General features: G+C 55.0%; 15 protein-coding genes, 1 tRNA gene and 1 pseudogene. 4 read left to right on the top strand and 13 right to left on the bottom strand.

Annotation, left to right across the window (positions count from 1 at the left end; genetic code table 11):
* Positions 1–6 precede the first annotated feature (6 nt).
* The 6 genes from H7F31_RS17240 to H7F31_RS17215 form a co-directional block, all read right to left on the bottom strand.
* Entirely contained in the window at positions 7–1,842 is a 1,836-nt protein-coding gene (locus H7F31_RS17240; protein ID WP_187099776.1) for a sensor histidine kinase, read from the bottom strand.
* A complete protein-coding gene (locus H7F31_RS17235) occupies positions 1,842–2,882 on the bottom strand; it encodes a response regulator transcription factor (RefSeq protein ID WP_187099775.1) in 1,041 nt (346 codons plus the stop codon). The genes H7F31_RS17240 and H7F31_RS17235 overlap by 1 nt, the downstream gene beginning before the upstream one ends.
* A gap of 128 nt (positions 2,883–3,010) precedes the next feature.
* The gene (locus H7F31_RS17230) at positions 3,011–4,606 is read right to left on the bottom strand and encodes an extracellular solute-binding protein (protein ID WP_187099774.1); all 1,596 of its coding nucleotides are present in this window, start codon (positions 4,604–4,606) and stop codon (positions 3,011–3,013) included.
* A 123-nt stretch (positions 4,607–4,729) separates the two neighbouring features.
* Positions 4,730–5,542, bottom strand: a complete 813-nt coding sequence (locus H7F31_RS17225; RefSeq protein ID WP_397374714.1) for a carbohydrate ABC transporter permease — start codon at positions 5,540–5,542, stop codon at positions 4,730–4,732.
* Between the two features lie 78 nt (positions 5,543–5,620).
* Complete coding sequence (locus tag H7F31_RS17220; protein WP_187099772.1) at positions 5,621–6,592, bottom strand: ABC transporter permease; 972 nt, start codon at positions 6,590–6,592, stop codon at positions 5,621–5,623.
* A gap of 6 nt (positions 6,593–6,598) precedes the next feature.
* On the bottom strand, positions 6,599–6,781 hold the full coding sequence (locus H7F31_RS17215) for a tautomerase family protein (RefSeq protein WP_187099771.1): 183 nt from the start codon (positions 6,779–6,781) through the stop codon (positions 6,599–6,601).
* 218 nt (positions 6,782–6,999) lie between these two features.
* Here H7F31_RS17215 and H7F31_RS17210 point away from each other — a divergent pair.
* Positions 7,000–7,086 (top strand) — tRNA-Leu (locus H7F31_RS17210).
* A gap of 678 nt (positions 7,087–7,764) precedes the next feature.
* Here H7F31_RS17210 and H7F31_RS17205 read toward each other — a convergent pair.
* The 4 genes and pseudogenes from H7F31_RS17205 to H7F31_RS17190 all read right to left on the bottom strand — a co-directional run.
* A pseudogene (locus H7F31_RS17205) lies at positions 7,765–7,935 on the bottom strand (zf-TFIIB domain-containing protein); the annotation flags it as partial.
* 34 nt (positions 7,936–7,969) lie between these two features.
* Positions 7,970–8,185, bottom strand: a complete 216-nt coding sequence (locus H7F31_RS17200; RefSeq protein WP_187099770.1) for a hypothetical protein — start codon at positions 8,183–8,185, stop codon at positions 7,970–7,972.
* 141 nt (positions 8,186–8,326) lie between these two features.
* Positions 8,327–8,647 (bottom strand): hypothetical protein, encoded by a 321-nt coding sequence (locus H7F31_RS17195; RefSeq protein WP_187099769.1) that lies wholly within the window; start codon positions 8,645–8,647, stop codon positions 8,327–8,329.
* 82 nt (positions 8,648–8,729) lie between these two features.
* Complete coding sequence (locus tag H7F31_RS17190) at positions 8,730–9,299, bottom strand: xanthine phosphoribosyltransferase (protein WP_087571065.1); 570 nt, start codon at positions 9,297–9,299, stop codon at positions 8,730–8,732.
* Between the two features lie 214 nt (positions 9,300–9,513).
* On the opposite strand from H7F31_RS17190, the gene H7F31_RS17185 reads away from it, so the two are divergent.
* Positions 9,514–10,227, top strand: coding sequence for a hypothetical protein (locus tag H7F31_RS17185; protein ID WP_187099768.1), 714 nt, complete (start codon positions 9,514–9,516; stop codon positions 10,225–10,227).
* 120 nt (positions 10,228–10,347) lie between these two features.
* Positions 10,348–11,394, top strand: coding sequence for a YkvI family membrane protein (locus H7F31_RS17180; RefSeq protein ID WP_261800026.1), 1,047 nt, complete (start codon positions 10,348–10,350; stop codon positions 11,392–11,394).
* On the opposite strand, the gene H7F31_RS17175 is transcribed toward H7F31_RS17180, so the two are convergent.
* The 3 genes from H7F31_RS17175 to H7F31_RS17165 all read right to left on the bottom strand — a co-directional run bounded on the left by H7F31_RS17175 (position 11,357) and on the right by H7F31_RS17165 (position 17,212).
* The gene (locus tag H7F31_RS17175; protein ID WP_187099767.1) at positions 11,357–14,734 is read right to left on the bottom strand and encodes an AAA family ATPase; all 3,378 of its coding nucleotides are present in this window, start codon (positions 14,732–14,734) and stop codon (positions 11,357–11,359) included. The genes H7F31_RS17180 and H7F31_RS17175 overlap by 38 nt on opposite strands.
* On the bottom strand, positions 14,731–16,011 hold the full coding sequence (locus H7F31_RS17170; protein ID WP_187099766.1) for a metallophosphoesterase family protein: 1,281 nt from the start codon (positions 16,009–16,011) through the stop codon (positions 14,731–14,733). Before H7F31_RS17170 ends, H7F31_RS17175 begins: the two co-directional genes overlap by 4 nt.
* A gap of 61 nt (positions 16,012–16,072) precedes the next feature.
* Positions 16,073–17,212: a glycosyltransferase family 4 protein gene (locus H7F31_RS17165; RefSeq protein WP_187099765.1), complete on the bottom strand. Its 1,140-nt coding sequence runs from the start codon at positions 17,210–17,212 to the stop codon at positions 16,073–16,075.
* Positions 17,213–17,557: 345 nt separating this feature from the next.
* Between H7F31_RS17165 and H7F31_RS17160 the strand changes: the two genes are divergently transcribed.
* Complete coding sequence (locus H7F31_RS17160) at positions 17,558–18,730, top strand: GGDEF domain-containing protein (protein ID WP_187099764.1); 1,173 nt, start codon at positions 17,558–17,560, stop codon at positions 18,728–18,730.
* Positions 18,731–18,746 lie beyond the last annotated feature (16 nt).

Here is an 18,746-nt window from a genome sequence, read left to right as displayed (position 1 = left end):
CTCCCGTTATCTCCCGTTGTTAAGCTCGCGAGGCATCACCATCGTAATGACGGTGCCTTGACCTAACGTGCTGTCGATCTCAATGCCATAATCGTCTCCATAAACCATCTGGATTCTGCGATGTACGTTCAGTATGCCGATGCCGCCGCGTCTTCTGGTCTGCAGCGGCTCTTCATCGTCAGCCAACCGATTTTCCTTCAGCCGCTGCCGCAGCTTCGCCAGCCGTTTCTCGGTCATCCCTTCCCCGTTATCCTCTACCGTTACAAGCAATCGATCGGACTCCAGTCGCGCATCGATGCGGATGGCATGCTGAGGCTCGATTCCGTTCGGGAAAGCATGCTGAAACACGTTTTCCACGACAGGCTGCAGCGTCAGACGCACCATTCTCTCGAGAAGCAGCGATGGCTCCAGCGCAACCTCCAGCTCGAATTCTCTTCCGATTCGATGCTTGAGTATAATCAAATAATTTCTGACATGATTGAGCTCGTTGACAATGGTGCTCTCCTCCAGATTCGTCTGGACGGAATAACGCAGCATAAACGCCATCGCCTCTACGATCTCCGATATATCGTCGGAATCCTGTACGATCGCGTAACAATTGATCGTCTCCAGCGTGTTGTACAGGAAGTGCGGATTAATCTGCAGCTGCAGCGCCTGGAATTCAGCCTTCTGGCGCTCCAGCTGGATATCCTGAAGCTCCAGCTGCGCCTTCTGTCCCTTTAGCTCCGCGTCATACACCCGCTCGATCATCTCCGAGAGGCGGCCGACCATCAGATTAAAGCTATGGACGAGGCCGCCGACTTCATCTTCCCGACGCTTTACCTGCACCGTCTGCCAATTGCCCTTCTCCGTCTCGCGCATGCCGTTCATAAGCGTGCGTATGGGCTTTACGATAGACCGACCGAAACGCAGCGCGAGAAATAACGCGATCGCCAATGTCAGCAGGCCGACTCCGATCGTTGTCGTGCGAATCGCCGAGATCGGCGCGCGCAGCTCCTTTAAAGGCATAGCTATCGCCAGACTCCAGCCGGAGTAGTCCGACCTTCGGGAGACGATCATTTTCTCCTCTCCGCCCACGTCCGCTATAAATCTCTCTTCTCCGCCGTTTACGATCCGTCCGGGAGTGGCCGTCGCCAGCAATTGTTTCATCGGCTCCGTATCCGGCGCGTAGACGACCTCGCCCTGGCTGTCCAGAATAAAGAAGAACCCGTTTTCGCCGAGATCCATCTGCTTCCATAACTGAGTCAACTGCTCCTCGTGGAATTCGATGGCGAGCACGCCTTTAATATTGTAGGAGGAATACCCTCTAATTTTGCGGGTCACCGTAATGACCTTCCCGGAATCCTTCTCCAGCAGACTCGTGCTTAAAATCGAGATTCGGCCGTTATCCTCCGTCTTCCCGTTCAGCTCCTTCAGCCGCTCCGACGTATCGACGCTATGGGACGAAAAACCTTGATTGCCATCGAAGATGGAACGCCCGTGATACCCCAAAATATAAATCATATTGATTTGGGTCGGGTACGTAATATGAATTTTGTTAAAAATATCTTTTCGAATCTCGTTCGTGAACTCGTAATACGCGTAGCTGTCCCCTGGCGTCATATCCAGAAACTTCTTCACTTGCTGCTGCGACAAAATGGAATCCGTCACGCGCTCGAACGTCTGCAGCTGATTGTCCGTCTGCATGGACGCGCTGTTAATGACCGTCGTCAAATATTTCTCCACCTGCTCGTCGATCGCCCTGGACGATTCCACGTACGAGAAGATGCCCACCATGGACATGGAGAACAGAATAAGCACAAAAAAATAAAAAAACAGCTGCTTCGATAAACTTTTGCGCATCAGTCGATCCCCAGCATGTCGCGGTATTCGGATGGCGTGCAACCCGTCATCCTCTTAAACGTCTTTGTAAAATGGGGGTGATCCGCATATCCGACCTCGTGCGAGATGTCCGTAATCTTGTAATGAGGCAGCGCCAGCAGCTTCTTGGCCCGTTCCATCCTTCGCTTGATCCGGTATTGTACAAATGTCTCGTCGGTCATCTGCTTAAACAACTGGCTGAAGTAGGATGGATTGAGGCCCAGACGATCCGCTACGTCCTCCAGCGTCAGCTCCTTGGACAAATTCTGCTCAATGTATTGTTTCACTTCCTCGACGGGATCCTTCACGTTGCCGCGGCGCTTGCCGCGAATCAGCTTCATCACATCGTCCAGCTCTGCCCCCATCCAGCGGAAGCTGGAATCCAGTCCGGGCTCCGCTTCATCCGGCCCAGTCGGCTCCGGGAAGTTGTACACATCGCGTTTGTTCAGGTTTTTGACCAGCTTGAGCATGACTTCATACAGCATGTCGCGCAGTTGAACGGCCGAGATGGACTGCTCCTCGCAATATTGCCTTATGCGCCCTGCGGCGACCGATCGGGCCGGCTCGTCCAGATGCCATACCGCTTCCTCCAACTGTTCAATCCATGCTTCCTGCTCCGCCATCGGGATAAAGCCGACGGAGCGTTTGGCGGCCATCCCGGCAATAAGCTTGCCGATCGTCTCAGCCACGCCGTGGCGCGTAACCGGCTTCAAAATATATTCCTTCACGCCGTACGAGACGCATTTCTGCGCGTATTCGAAGTCGCTGTAGCCCGAGACGACGACTACGTCGATTGAACTGTCATTTTCGCGTATATGCTTGCACAGCTCCAACCCGTCCATTCGGGGCATCCGTATATCGGTAAAGACAAAATCCGGTCTGTTCGCCTGGATTCGATCGAGCGCGTCGGCTCCGTTCTCCGCCGTTTCCACGATAACCTCTGCTCGGGCGGTCTGGGAGATAAGCTTCTCCAATCCTTTGCGAATCATGGGCTCGTCGTCCACAACCAGGATACGATACATGGAACATCCCCTCTTCTCTGCTTAGTATGCTTTCGCGAACGGGCGGAGGATGGCAAGACGCCCTCCAGCTCGGCACGGTGCCGGGCTGGAGAGCCTTCTGGCTGGCGGTAGCGGGTTACCCCTTCCTCCTATTCGAACGCGTTCTCTTTGTTATTGTAACGCTCCGTCGCTTCTTTGATAATATCCGCTCCGCCTTTGGATAGATACTCCTCCAGCACTTTGTCGTAGGAGTCGATGCTGTCCTTGCCGTAGACGATGCGAAGAACTTGTTCCAGGATGAGCGGCGGCATTTCGTCGGATTTCGGATTTAGATCCGGGTTTTGAACGAGCGCTTCCAGACGCGGGTCGAACTCGATGGCGCTGCGCCCTTCCTTGGACAACATGTTGTCGAAAGCGTCGATCATTTGTTTGCCGGATTCGGAGAGCGAGGATACGCGTTTATTATACGTTGTATCCTGAATCATCCACAGCCAACCGTTTAAATACCGGAGCTTGTCGGTGCCTTCCGTATCCGTCGGCACTTCGAACTTGGGCTCTCCGCCTTCTACTTTGTAGTCATCGCCTTCGATGCCGAAGCTGAAGAACAGCTCCGCTTGCTCGCTTACCATCCAGTTGAAAAACTTCACGATGTCCGCCGCTTTGTCTTTGGCCGCCGCGTTGATGTAGAACGAACGAGTGACCGGGTTGTAGTGGGCATATCCGCCTTTGCCATCCGTTCCTACGGGAGACGGGATAAGAGCAACCTCTGCATCGGGCACGTTGTTCTTGAGCTGAGCGCCCCAGATCGGCAGTTCGTTGGCATTCATCGACCACATGCCGGCTTTGCCGCTTGTGACGTTGCTGCGGAAGTCGGTGCTTTCAATCGTAGCGAATTCCTTGCTGATGAGACCTTCGTCGTACATCGTTTTGTAGGTCTCGATCGCTTTTTTCATGTTCTCGGTATCGAAGAAGCTTGGTTTTACTTGTCCGTCCGGGAATAGCTTGAATTGGTTCAAATAACCGAATACGTCGTAAGAGCCGAAAAATGTATCAGCGTACTTGAAGTTCTGACGTCCTGCGAACGGCTGCTCGACGCCGGCAGCCTTAAAGGCGCGAAGCACATCGAGCGTCTCTTCGACCGTGGTCGGAATTTCTTTGCCGACTTTCTTGAGCAGGTCTGTTCGGATCCAGGTTGCGCGGCGGGACGGGTTCGAAAGTACTTCGGGAATGCCGTAAATATTGCCTGACTTGGAATCCGTCATCCGGTCCCATGCTTCTTGCGGAATAAAGTTCAGCAGATCCTGGCCATGCTCTTTAAGCAGATCGTTAAGCGGAAGGAACACGCCGTTCTCTACCGCGCCGGCCAGCTCCGGGCCGCTGATGCCGCCGCTGCCTTGCACGACGTCCGGAATATCGTTTGTCGCGAACATCTGGACCATCTTGTCTTGATATTCGTTATGCGGGATGAGGCGGATGTCCAGATCGGCATTCGTCATCTCCTCCAGCTTTTTAACGTACTTGTCATCGTTGATGTTGGGATGTTTTTCGACATACGCTACGTTTAGCGTTCTCATGGAAATCGAAAATTTAACGGGCTCCTTGGGCTTTTCCGCGCCGGCGTTCGTGGAGGACGGCTTTTCCGTGCTTGTGCCCGTGTTGGAGCTCCCTCCGTTGTTGCCGGAGCATGCGACCAGCATGGCGAATGTCGTCAGCAGGATACCGGCGCGAGTCATGAATTTGGTCATTGTTTACCCCTCTTTTCTTAAAGTTGTTGGTTTTGCGCTAAAGCGCTTCCAAACTCATTACCAGTATATTGGGTTCGCTTCGGGCGTCACAATGGACTGTCTTTGTGTCGGCTTGTCGTTTTTTTAGGACTTTATCGAACCGATCAGCATGCCGCTGATAAAAAACCTTTGCAGGAACGGATAAAGCATAATAATGGGCAGCGTAGCAACCAGAATGACGGCCATCTGCACGCCTTGCACGGATTGCGACGTCACTTCGAACGCCAGATTGCCGGTATCGGCAAGATCGTCCGTAATGAGCAGCTCACGCAGCTTTACCTGAAGCGGGTACAAGCTCCGGTCATTAATATAATACAGCGCATCCATATACTTGTTCCAGTTCGTCACCGAATAGAAGATGCCGACCGTCGCCAAAGCGGGTTTGGACAGCGGCAGCACGATGCTCCACAGCGTTCTGGTCTCGCCGCATCCGTCGATTCGCGCTGCATCGATAATTTCCGTCGGCAGCTGCGCGAAAAAGGAACGAAGCACGAACAGGTTGAACGCGCTGATCGCCGTCGGCAGCATAAGCGCCCATAACGTATTCGTCAAATGAAGCTCGCGCATCAGGATGAACTGCGGAATAAGCGGCGCGCTAAAGATCATGGTCAACAGAATCAGAATGAGAAGCAGACGGCGTCCAACGTATTCCTGCCGCGAGAGCGGATATGCCAGCGTGGATGTTGCCGCCAGGTTAATGGTCGTACCCACTACCGTAATATAAACGGAGATGGCGAAAGCTCGCCAGATGGACACATCCTCGAAAACATATTTGTAATAATGCGTCGTAAATTCGACAGGCCAGAACATGACCTCGCCGCGGTCAATTGCTCCTCCGCTGCTGAGCGATTGCGCGATGACGTTCATAAACGGCAGGAACATCGTCAAGCCGAGCATCGTCAGAAACAAGTAATTGGCGATCAGGAATATCTTCCTGCTTACGCTTGCGTGTCTCACCTCGTGGTCACCCCTTCGTTAGTACAGTGATTCTCCGGTCGCTTTCTTGCTGAGCGTGTTCGCGATGAGCAGCAGGAACAGGCCGACTACGGATTTAAACACGCCAATCGCCGTTGCGTAGCTGAATTGCAGCTGCTTGAGGCCGGCTTTGTAAATATACGTGTCCAATATTTCGCTATTGCGGATGTTAAGCGGATTCTGGAAGACGAACACACGCTCGAAGCCGTAATCCAGGAAGTCGCCGATCTTGAGCAGGAACAGAATCGTAATGACCGGCAGCAGTGCCGGGATCGTAATGCTGAGCGTCTGCTTCCAGCGTCCGGCGCCATCAATCTCCGCCGCTTCGTACAGATCGGGATTGATGCCCGCGAGCGCCGCCAGATAGATGATCGTACCCCAGCCGACATCTCGCCATAATCCCGAGCCTACGAGTACGCTCCGAATGTAGGAGTCGTCTCCAAGGAAGTAGATGGGATCGATGCCGAACCAGCCTATCATAACATTTAGAACACCGGATTCCGGCGACAGGATGCCGACGAAGATACCGCTTACAATTACCCAGGACAAGAAATGCGGCGCGTACATAATCGTTTGGATGATTTTTTTGTAAAGCATGAGCCTTACCTCGTTCAGCAGCAGCGCGAGGATGATCGGCGCGGTGAACGCGAACAGAATGTCGTAGATGCCCAACAGCAGCGTATTCTTTAAAATGTTGAGGAAGTCGTAATGCGAGAACATCCGCTCGAAGTGCTTGAGCCCCACCCACTTGCTGCCCGTTATGCCGCTAAACAGATTGAAGTCCTGGAAGGCTATAACGGAGCCCATGAGCGGTACGTACTTGAATAACAGGAAATAAAACAAACCCGGCAATGATATGAAATACAACGCTTTGTACTTCCACATATAGCCCAGAAGCACTTGGCCTCCGCCCGATCTTATACGAGGGGATGGCGCTGCTCCCGCTCCTCTTGGTTCCAGCTTACTGGCCATCCTTTCTCACCTCTTGATTCTCAGATTGGCAGGCGCATTGTCGTCGATCGGGATTTCGTTAAACTCGATCGTTATAAATGCTGGTTCTCTCTCGATGATGCGCGACAGCTCCTTCGTGAACACTTGGACGATCTCTTCCTTTTGATCGTCCGTACGCCCTTCGTACATGCGGATTGAAATATGCGGCAAGTTGAGCCCTCCGTTTCGATAGTAAAGTTGCAAGCTGATTTGTTGGTTCACCGGCATACCTTAATCCTACGGAGATGACGTTCATCGGACAATGGAATGGCTTTGCGGAGCTTGTGTTTTTTTTAGGTCGAGGAAAGATTGGGGGAATAATGAAACAAAAACTTGACCTTATATCGGGTCATGTGATATATTATCTTCTGTTGGCGCATTCAACATATGCGGTCGTGGCGGAATTGGCAGACGCGCTAGATTCAGGTTCTAGTGGTGTAACAGCCGTGGAGGTTCGAGTCCTCTCGACCGCACCAACCTCTATATCAACAAGTTCGCGAATTGGCTCTTGGAGCAATTTTCGAACTTTTTTTGTGTCAAAGTAACCCGATTTTTTCGGGTGCAGCACCAAAAGTTGCAGCCATTCCTGCTCGGCCGGCAACCGCCAAAAAAACCTCTTATACCCGCTTACACGGATAGAAGAGGTTTTTTGATTTCGGAAAATGGCATACAAACTTGAGGATTACCCTCTAATCTGCCCCTGTGCTGCTTCAGCTCAATTAGTCGAACAAATCGCCGAATACGTCCAGCATCGTTTTTTTCTTCTTGTACGGACGACCGTACTTATCGTAGCCGTACTTGCTGTTCCCTTGTCCGTATCCATAACCCTGTCCAGGAGCAGAGCCATAGCCCGGCTGACCGTAACCAGGCTGGCCGTATTGGCCCGGAGGCTGTTGGTAGCCTGGATTGCCGCCTTGCGAATGAGGCTGCTGATAACCGGGATTGCCGCCTTGCGAAGGCGGCGGCTGGTAGCCGCCTCGCCCCGTCCCATCGTAACCCGGAGCCGACCCGTAGCCCGGACTCGTCCCGCCTGCGCCAGGAGCAGGCGCGCCGCTATAACCGGCTTGTCCGCCAGGACTGTTGCCGAACGAGCCGGCTTGACCCTGATCTACATTTGGCGGAGCCTGAACGCCGCCAAAACCCGTGTTCTGGATTTCTTGCTCCATCCGTTCGTAATCGTCACGCACCTCGCGGACGCCCTGTAGCAGCTTCTCCAGCTCACCGCGATCCAGCCATACGCCTTTGCAAGCCGGACAGACGTCGATGAGCACATCCTCCTTCTGCACTTCCTTCATTCGCACATCATCGCATACTGGACAATTCATGGAATCACTCCTCATAGTTTGTGGTGATTTTCTATTATTCCAGCGGAGATCTTCGCTCCTCGGATGCAGGCTGGTACAGATAACCTCTGCTCAGCTTGACCACTCTTCTGCTTGGTTTGCGGATCATGACGGAGACGTCATCCCAGGCGACGACAATGCCCGACACATCATTGCTCTCCAGATCGTCCCGCACAATTCTGACTGTCTCTCCCGAATGCCGAAACGCATCCAGTTGTTCCTCCGAGATCATCGCTGCTCTACACCTCCTATGTATAGTTCCCGCTTGACGGCATTCTATCGCTCGTTAATCGGACGAAGACCCCAATGACAGCTTGCGCAAATCATTGAGGTCTACTCCATCCATGGTGCATTTATGAGTTTAACCTGGCTGTTAGCCTACATGCTCCTTGGAATCGTTGGTCTCGTACCATTCGTCCAGCACGCGGGAGGACATGACTCTCTTGCCGATATACTCCGCTTGCTTCTCGGTAAATTGGTCCTTCCACTCGATGGACAACTCGTCGCACAGCTTGACGATCGTCAATAGCTCGGACCATGCGACGTAACGTTTGTACCAAAAAAATTGCGGATGCTCAATCATATAAGGATATAGATCATCGAATTCGGTATGCTTGCAATCTAGCGCTCTCTCGAAATGGATCTTGGCGTCATTTAACTTCACGTTCATAAACTCGGCAGATAGATTTTCCATGATAGTGTGCCTCCCCTCGATCACTTACGTTTATTATAAGCCATATCATTCTGCTGGGAAAGAGCGAACATGCTGGAACATCTTACTCAAAAGTAATCTCTCCGCCCTCCAGCGAAGCAATACGCACGAGCGATTCTACGCGAATGCCGCTTTCGCGAAGCGTGCGGCCGCCGGCCTGGAAGGATTTCTCGACTACGACTCCCATGCCGACCAAGGCCGCTCCGGAACGTTCGATTATTTTGATCAACCCTCTGGCCGCATCGCCATTAGCGATAATATCATCGATAAATAATACCCGATCGTCGCTCGTTAGAAACTGCTTGGATACCATAATATCGGTAACCATTCCCTTGGTGAACGATGGGACCCGCTCGCAATAAGCGTCCGGATCCGCGATGAGCGTCTTCTTGCGCCTGGCGAACACGAGCGGCACGCCAAGGACGTACGCCGTTGTAAAAGCGGCCGGAATGCCGGATGACTCCACCGTAACGACCTTCGTAATCGACTGCTCTGCAAACCGCGCTGCGAATTCGCGGCCCATCTCCATCGTAAGCTCCGGGTCTACCATATGATTAATGATCGCGTCCATCCGCAGCACGTCGCTCGACACTACCGACGATTCTTGCAATATGCGTGTCTTAAGCTTCTCCATCATCCATTACCTCCGCTTTTTTTCCCTTTTCGATAACGTACCATAGGATTGGCGCGTCGCGCAACCTAACATCTTGTCAAATAGAAGCCCGGCTTGGAGTTGGCGGCGTCATACATGAATCATTTACAAACCTTTTTTTGTAGAAAACAGCAACCTTCCAGTCCTGTAATACGTTACAATAGATAGACATTAACGAACGGCGGTGGTAGGAAACATGAAGAGAAGGAATACGATGGACAAGCCTTGGCGCAAGGAGCTCATGATTTGCGCGACGGCTTTTATGCTGCTCCTTGCAGGCTGCCAATCCGCTAAGCCGGACCAGCAGAACGGCAACGACGACAACGTTGTGATAGCGGAGGAAGTTACATCGGATGGCCCTCAGAAGTCCTACCTGGAAGACGCTGATCCGAAAACGGTCGGCAGCGACGCTCCGAGCGGCAGTCTCGCAGGTACGGACGACGGTTCGTCCGCCGAGACCTCTTCCGCCAAAAAGGGCGGCGGAACGGGTGATCCGGGCTCGGGCCAGCAAGATGAGACCAAATGGAACAAAAGTGTTCCTGCGCTGCATGGCATCGCAATTGGCGACGGCGTCTCGGCCGTAACAACGCTGCTGGGCAAGGAGCTCGACAGCTACTTGCTGGAGGAAGAGAGCAGCCAAATTCATGTCCACGAATATGAAGGCGTTTCTGTCGGTTTCAGCGGCAAAGGAGCCGTCCATTTCGTCGAGGTGTTCGGATTGGACGCTGCTTCCGGATTGAACGGACTTAAGATCGGCGACAAACCCGAGCAAGCGATCAAAAAGCTGGGCCAGCCGGAAGTGCAGTCCGAATATCACCTGACATACGAAGCAAAAAAAGCAAGACTGAAGCTGGATATTGACCCCGGCAGAAATGAAATTGTATCCATGAAGCTGATCGCTGCAAGTTAAGCGATCGGCTTTTTTTGTTGTCCGGAACGTAATTTGGAGGAAAATCCCATCAGGCAGTCATTTAGCCTCTTCATCGGACATACCCTGTTAAGAGAATGCTGTTGGATCGGAGGGTCGCCGGTGCAGAAGAGGACAAGCAAGGTGCTGCAAATTGCGTCAACTTATATGGGTACGATCGTTGGGGCGGGTTTTGCGACGGGACAGGAAATTTTGCAGTTTTTCACAAGATTCGGTTATTGGGGTACGATCACAATCGCGTTCGCAACTGTTCTGTTTATCTGGCTCGGCACCAAAATGATGATTATCGCCAGCGAAATTCGCGCCAATTCCTACGAAGATCTTAACAAAGCGCTGTTCGGCGACAAATACGGGCGGCTGATCAGCCTCTTTATGCTTGTCATCTTGCTCGGCGTGACCGCAGTCATGCTGGCCGGGGCAGGCACCATCTTCTATGAGCATTGGAATATAGCGTATCAGGCCGGACTGTTGATCACGATGGCGGGCAGCTTTCTGCTGCTGCGCAAAGGAATGAAGTCCATTCTTGCCGTCAATGCCATCGTCGTTCCGACCATGCTTCTTTTCACTGTTTTCGTTATGATCCACACATTCCACACGCCGGGCTCCGCCAAATTTCTGACGTTGTCCACCGACTACTCCCCATGGGCCGCCCTGGCGTCCCCTTTTCTGTATACCGCCTTCAATCTATCGCTTGCCCAAGCCGTTCTCGTTCCGCTAGGCGCGGAAATTCGCGATCGCCAAACGATCGTCATGGGGTCGTGGCTGGGCGGCATCGGCATCGGCTTTATGCTGCTCGCCGGTCATATTGCTCTCTCCGTGCATATGCCGGGCATCCAGCAATTTGCCATTCCCATGGGCGGCATCGCCAGACAGCTGGGACAGTACATTCAGTTTATCTACATGTTCCTGATTTTTGCGGAAATTTTCACGACGCTTATCGCCAACATCTACGGCCTGACCTTGCAGCTTAAGGAGCGCACGAACTTGTCAAGAGAATGGCTGACGGTCGCGGTGCTGCTGGTTTGTTATTTGGCCAGTCAGATCGGGTTCGGGCCGCTGCTCTCCACGCTGTATCCGCTCTTCGGTCTTATCAGTCTCGGCTGGCTCATTCTTATGATCCGCCGTCGGGTAACGTTCCGGAATTCCTGACTGAAAGGAATGTCGTCGCTAGCTGCGGAGTCATATCGACGGTCACGGCATCTCTGCAGCCGGCAAGCAGTGCATCCCGCACATGCTCGTGGCAGGTAAACAAGATGATCTGACGTTCCGAAGCGATTTCGTTCATCAGCGCGGAGGCAGCATGCAATCTCGCGCGATCGAAATTGACGAACAGATCGTCGAGCAGCATGGGCAGCTTGACGGGTCCCGTCGCTTCCCGGGCAAGCGCAAGCCTCATCGACAAATACAGCTGCTCCGCCGTTCCCCTGCTAAGCAGGCCGCTGTCCTTGGCGATGCCGTCCTTCCGCTCTATGCCTATGCCCGCCTCGGGACCGCCGGCAAGAACGCGCACATACCTCCCCTCCGACAAAAGCCGCATATAGGCCGAAGCATGGCGGAGCACGGAAGGCTGCCGTTCCTCCTCGAACTTCTTGCGCGTCGCTCGAATGAGCGCTCGGCTAACGGACAATACGGCGTAGCGGCTGGAATCCGCCTCCAGAGCAGAGACAGCCATGGAGCGCTTCGACAGCAGCTCGCCGCGCTTTTCCGCGCTGGTCAAGTGCTCCATCGCCTGCTTGACGCGTCCTCTGCGCTCCAGCCAAGACTGCTGCAGCTCCGATAGTCGGGCAGCTTCGAGTTCGGCCTCGCGAAGGGACTGCTCCAGCACCAGCTCGTCGCAGGTTGTCCATAATGCTTCAAGCTGCGCCAAGCGCTCGGGGGATTGTCCGGCGGTCAGCTCGATTTGCACCAGACTGTATTCCCCCTCCCATTCTCCAAGCCGCACCCGATTATGCAAGGCAGTCTCGTATTGCTCTTCGGTTGCTGCGCCTGCCGCTTCGAGCAGGCCGCCAATCTCCGTGCCCATAATCGAAAGAGCGGATTCCGCATGCGACAATTGTTCGGTCGTCTTGGCTACTTGAGCGGCAAGCGACAACTCCTCCGAACGGGAGGCAGCTTGTCTGCGATACTCTCCTTGCAGCAGCGTCAACGCGAGCACGGGATCCTGCGCAGCTTGGCGCCGCCATTCGGCGTAACCTTCGCAGAGGGCAACCGCATGCCGGACGTAATCCGACCGCTCGCGGTCGGCTGCCGCTATTTTTGCGGAGAGCCGGTCGTACTGGCGCAGACGATCCATTGCGCCTTCTGCAAGCTCGAACGTCTCCAGCGCGGCTGTCGGCGACAGGCTCTCGGGCAAGGCTCGCGCGGCCAGCCAGCTCCGCCATTCCGCCGCTGCTTGGCGTATCTCGGCCACGGCTATCGCCAAAGCAGCTTCGCGCTCGTCCAGCATGGCGCGAATCCGGCTCAGTCTCGCCTCATGCTCGTCCATACGGGAGGCTAATCTCTCCTTGCGGGCCAGATGGTCGCCGGTTGCCCCGACTATAGTTAGCAGCGCTGATTTCGCTTCTGGCTGCGTTCTTCCCGCGGAGCGGTCAATTAACGCGCCCAAAACCGCTGACGGATCCTTCACGAGCAGCCCAAGCGCCCTCACTATCCGCTCCTCGGCTGCACTGGCCGTCTCCGCAGAGTCAGGGATGCCGCCTGTTGCAGCGCTCCAGCCCCTGTTGTTGCCGCTTTTGCCGGAGCGTCCAGCCAAACGGCTTCCTCGATGGGATTTCCCTCTCGTTTTTGCCCTGTCTGCACCTCTGTCCGCGGACAGTCGGCCTGCGACCAAAAGCGCGGCGGATGCACCGCCAATCAGAAGCGCTGCGGCTAAAGCACCGTCGGATAGATCGCCCAGCAGTCCGGCCAGCGAGCCGGCTGCGAGCAAGGAGGCAGCGCCAAGCCCGCTTATGCCCCACGGCAGCCAGCTTGTCCTGGCCACGCTGGACTCGATGACCTCCTCCTTCGTCACGGCGCCTGCGGACGGGCTTGCGGATTGCTGACGAGCCCGCTCCAGCTCCCATGCGCGAAGCGCTTCATCAACCGATGACCAGGCTTGAGCCAGGCCGGTCGGAGTCAGCTCCAGCAGCGAGTATATGCCATCGCCTCCTGCAGCGCTCTCGGGCAGCCGCTCCAGCCGAAGCGCGGTTTCAGTCTCCTCAAGGAGCGCTTGCGCTTCGAGATGCCGGGCTTGCATACTTTCGCATTCGGCTTCCAACTTCTCTTCCTTGCGATGCATGACCAGCATCCGCTCGCGAACGTCCCGGACATCTTCCTTATCTGCTACCGTTACCATTAATTCACGAAGCTGACGTTCCGTCCATTCGGGCGATATAGCTGTAACCAGCTTGGCGATAACTTCGTCCAGCGACTCCAGCTCGACCCGCCATTCCGAAACTTGCATAGACAGGCCGCGGATTCGCTCCGCCCCTTGCAGCGTCGCTTCGAGCTCGTCGCCCCGCGCGAGCAGCGTATCGTCATACGAAAGCGACCGCCTTCCGCCCTCTGCCTGCTCCAGCTCCTTGCGAAGTCGAGCGGCCTCCTTCTTCAGCAACTCTCGTCTACCCTGCAAATCATCCCACACTGAAGAAGCATCCGCAGCCAGATGTCCGGCACCCGAGAGCCGCTCCATCTCGGCGCGCAGTTGAATGCCGCGCAGCCAGATCGGCCTGGCTTTCACGGCTTTGCGCAGCAGCCGAACACGCTCTTCAGCAGCCGGTACCGCTCCCTCCAGCGCCGCAAGCTCCCGCTCTGTCGTCTCTCCTTCTCGCGTAAGTTCATTGAACCGATCGATGCCGTCCTCCAGACCTCGGAGTTCCGCATCGAGAGATTCGATCGTTCGCGCATAGCCGATCAGACTCTGGTTCGTCCCCTTTGGCTTGAACAGCTCGTCCATCTCGGCTTGTATACGCTTTTCGGCTGCCGCAACGGCGCGCCCCTCCTCCCAGCCGGCCTGATAGAGATAACGGCCTAGCTCGCCGCCGGACAATGTACCGACTTCCATCAGCTCCGACAACGTGATCGCGAAGAGCTGCCGATAGAGCCGCTCCTGCACGCCGCCGAGAAACTGCCCCTCCCATGCGGCCTGCTCCAGTACCCGCTCCGTTCCGAATTCCGTGTCATTAAGCCTTTTTTCGCCGTTGTCGCGCTGCCACTGCTTTACCTTGGGCTTTCCGCCTGCAATTGCCGCGTAACGCTCCAGAAGAAACCCGCGTCCTTGCGCATCGGCGAAAACAAGCCTCCCTCCATGTCTGCCGCCTCCAGCAGGCTCATGGCGTTCTCCGGGGGAAGATCGTCTCGGGAAACCATACAACATCGTTCGCAGGTAGCCGAACAACGTGCTCTTGCCTGCTTCGTTAGGCCCGTAGACGACAATGACCGGAGCATCCAGTCCGATGCTCCGATCATTCAACTCGCCGTATCCGTCAATACGCGCTTCGATCAGCCTCATTCCTTTTCCCCTTCCTCCGCGATGGCTTCGATGGCAAGCAGGCGCGCCTCCTCCAGCCAATCCATCGGCAGCTCGTCCCAGCTCCGCCGGCACAGCTTGCCCAACTTGGCATGGCTGTCGATGTCCGAGATCGCAGCCCTTGCGAACATTCTCCAAGCCTCGGAATTCTCGCGCAGCCTCTCTCCAAGCCGATACAGCTCGCCTGTAAAGCCATCATCCATGGCAAGCGCGGCCCAGTCCATCTGCGCGAAGGTCGAAGCTTCCAGGCTGTGGACGTACACCCATGCAGAGCCCTCTCGCCAGAGCTCCTCCTGAAGCTGCTCCAGCAGAGCCGCTGTCAACGACCCATCCTTAAGACGCGCATGTAGAGGACCGCTCCCCGCAAGCTTAAGCCTTAACATAACGGGCCGCCCTTCGCCCTCTTCAGAGGCACTGCCTGCCGCCGCCTGAAGTCTGCTCAGCAGCTCCTGCTCGGTCGCAGCGCCTTCGATGGGCACGATCATCTCTTGCCATCTGACGGCATCCAGCGGAAGGAATGTCAGATCGGTCGCTCCCGAGGCGGACACATCGACAAGATAGCAGCCTTTGGCCCCGATTTCTCGCGGATTGCGGCCTTGCGAATTGCCGGAGTAGACGACATGGGGATACTGATGCAGCACTTCGCGCTTATGAATATGGCCAAGCGCCCAATAGTGAAAGCCGCCGCCGGTCAACTGCTCCAAGGAACATGGCGCATAACTGTCGTGAGAGGGGTCACCTCCCACATTGCCATGCAACAATGCGATATGATAGGGAGCATCGGCATCCGCGGCATAACTCAAGGCCAGGTTTTCGGTCACCGCCCGCTCGCCGTAGGATACGCCGTAGACGTTGGCCGCCAGCTCGCCGCCTCTCGTATAGGCAGGCGCGGATTGTACCCGATTGGCTCCGAAAATATGTACGCCATCCGGCAGTTTTAGCCTAGCTCGCCTGCCGCCCAGATGATCGTGATTGCCATGAATGGCATACACGGCAATGCCATGCCCGGCGAGACGCTCCCACTCCTTCATCAGCGCGAACTGGGCTCTCAGGGAGCGGTCCGCCTCGTCGAACAGATCGCCGGCCACGACAACGAAGTCGACTTCATGTTCGATCGCCGCATCCGTTAATCGTCTCAGCGCCGCGAACGTGGCGGCAGAGAGCGCCGTCCGAACGGCGTCCGGCGCCTTGACGAGTCCGCGAAACGGACTGTCGAGATGCAGATCCGCGGCATGAATAAATCGGAAAGACACACCCACTTTCGACTCAGCTCCCTTCTTCCCGAGTTAGACGGACCTTCTTCTGAGGAAGGCCGCCATTTTACGTTGCCGGTCCCTCCGGCTTCAGTCCGAGATAGACCTTTTTGAACTGCGTGATGACCCTTTGCAGCGAATACTCCTTCTTCGCCTTGTTCCAACCCGCTCTCGCCAGGTTATGACGGTAGATGGGATCCGATACGACCTTCTCCAGCGCCTCGGCCAGCGCCAGATGATTTTCCGGCTCTACGAGCAGTCCGTTAACGCCATCCTCGATCTGCTCTCCGATGCCGCCCACATTCGTGCCCACCAGCGCCAGCCAGCACAGCGCCGCCTCCGCGAATACGGAGCCGAACGCCTCCGCGCGCGAAGGCAGGACAAACACGTCGAAGAACGGCATAAATTCCTCGGGATGAAGCATATAGCCGTAGAAGATGATGTCGTCGTACAAATTAAGCTCCTGCGCGAGCGCCTCCAGCTCCTTGCGCATAGGGCCGTCACCGATGATGTGCAGCACGAACGGACAGCCGCGCGCCTTCAATTCGGCGCAAGCCCGGAGCAGAATGTCCAGTCCCTTGGCCGGCACGAGCCGGCAGACGGTAATCAACTGCGTAACGGCATTATCATGCGCGATCGGCTTGAACCGCTTCTCGTCGTAGCCGTTGGGAATGACCTTGATGGCCTCCGGCTGCTCCACGTAAGGCGCGATATACGAGCGAAATGACACCGACACGGTTGTCAGTAGATCCGCCTTCGCCTCCAGCTCCCGATAAATCGATGTCAGGAAGCGGTGCTCCGTCCCGCCCTCTTGGATCCTGCCGTTGAGCATCAGCTCGCGCTCATAGCTGGAGTGGATCGTCATAATAAGCGGCGTGTCGGGATAGAGCTGCTTCATGACAAGCGCCGCGATCGGATGATGGGCATGAATAATATCGTAAGACTTTTGCAATCTCAACTTGGTCCACCACACGTAATCCTTGTATGTCTGTATATATTTGGCGACCAGAGGATTATCTTCGAAGTCGCGATGCTCGAAGGTTTCGAAGCTCACTTCCTCCTGTCCTTTGTTTCTAACGCGCTTGGGCAGCGAGAACAGCTCCATTCCCCATCCCATCTTGATGAACCGTTCCTGTATATAAGGCACCATCGACGATACGCCGCCCGGCTGCTCCGGCGGGAAAAACAATGCCTGCAAAATATTCATGAGCCAACTCCCGATAAAAAGTCTAAAGCGTAACTCCGCTTCGAAAATAGTGCCAGATTCATGGTTACGAAACTACTGGAATATGATATATTAGAACATATGTTTCTGTAAAGTTCGTGTTCAAAAAGTCTAGGGCGTGTCTGAATACTCCGAGGGGAGCAGATTTTGCCGAATTTTCGTTCCATGCAAGGAACTTTTGTGAAGGCGTTACCTAAGGCTACGTCAAGCAAAAGTGACGAAGCAGGGGGCGGAAAGGCGGTGAAAGATGCCCCTGAGCGGGTTTTCAGACACGACCTAAAGTCGCTGGCTTCCTCCAGACATTCCTACATAACGGTGGTTTAACCTATGACAATGATGCAATGGCTCACGGGACCGAACGGCGTACTCTTCTCTTCCACGTCCGTCATCGTCGTCCTCATTCTGATGCTGTTTATGTCAATCAAACTATATGCAAGCTATCGCAACAAAGTAACCTACAGATGGCTGATTGCCGCAATTTCGTTAATGATGGCGAAGCAGGCCGTCCTGATTGGTCTCGCTTTCTCCAGGCAGTCATTGTCGCCTTGGATTTATTTGGCATCCAGCTTGCTGGGGATCGTTTCTTTTATCATTATAAACTTTGTATTCATGAAATTATATACTTATCGCACCGCCCAACTGCGAAGCTTGCCCTTCCTGATCATGGCGGGCGCGACCGTCGCGCTCGCCGCAGCCCAATACGCGGTCGCTCCTTCCGGCTCGGGCGCATCCGGAGAGGGGCTGATCGTATCGTTCCCGCTGCTGGACGTCTACATGATCGTCGTTACTCTTATTATATTGCTGGCGACGCGAGTGGCGGACCTCAGTCCAAAATATTATACAGGGTTGATTGTGTACTTCATCGGAGAGCTGGCACGCATGGCCGACGCTTACGTCTTCCACGGCGGGCAGCCTTGGCTGCTTCTGCTGGGCCTCCTGCTCCCCATTGCGTACTTCAGCTTAATGTTCATGCTGCTGTTCGAGTGGGTCATTGATCGGCTGATGTCAACCTACCAGTCGTCCATTGTCGACGGACTTACGGGCCTGTACAATCGCCGCCATTTCAGCAGCAAGGCGGATGCATTGCTTAAGGGCAGCAAGTCTATGGCGATCATCTTCTGCGATATCGACAACTTCAAGCGCCTTAACGATACGCAGGGCCATCTCAAGGCGGACATCGTGCTTAAGCGGGTAGCCGAGATTATTAAGGAGGAGGCCAGCAGCATCGGCTCTGCCGGGCGATACGGCGGCGAAGAGCTGCTGGCTTGCATCAGCACGGAACGCGTGAAGCCGGATGTCGTTGCGGAGAGCATTCGCAAGCGCATCGAGAGCGAGACGATCGTTACCGTCAGCGTCGGCTTCAGCACATCCAAGGAGAGCGGTTCCGTACAGGAGATGGTCAAGCAGGCGGACGAGGCGATGTATTATTCCAAGATGAACGGAAAGAACCGCGTTTCCAGCTTCAAGTCGCTTCCCGCCTCTGCGAAAAACTTGGGATAACGCATGTATGGCGCTT

Source organism: Paenibacillus sp. PAMC21692, from assembly GCF_014303795.1.
GTDB lineage: Bacteria > Bacillota > Bacilli > Paenibacillales > Paenibacillaceae > Pristimantibacillus > Pristimantibacillus agaridevorans.
This window is presented reverse-complemented; position numbering and strand designations above follow the sequence as displayed.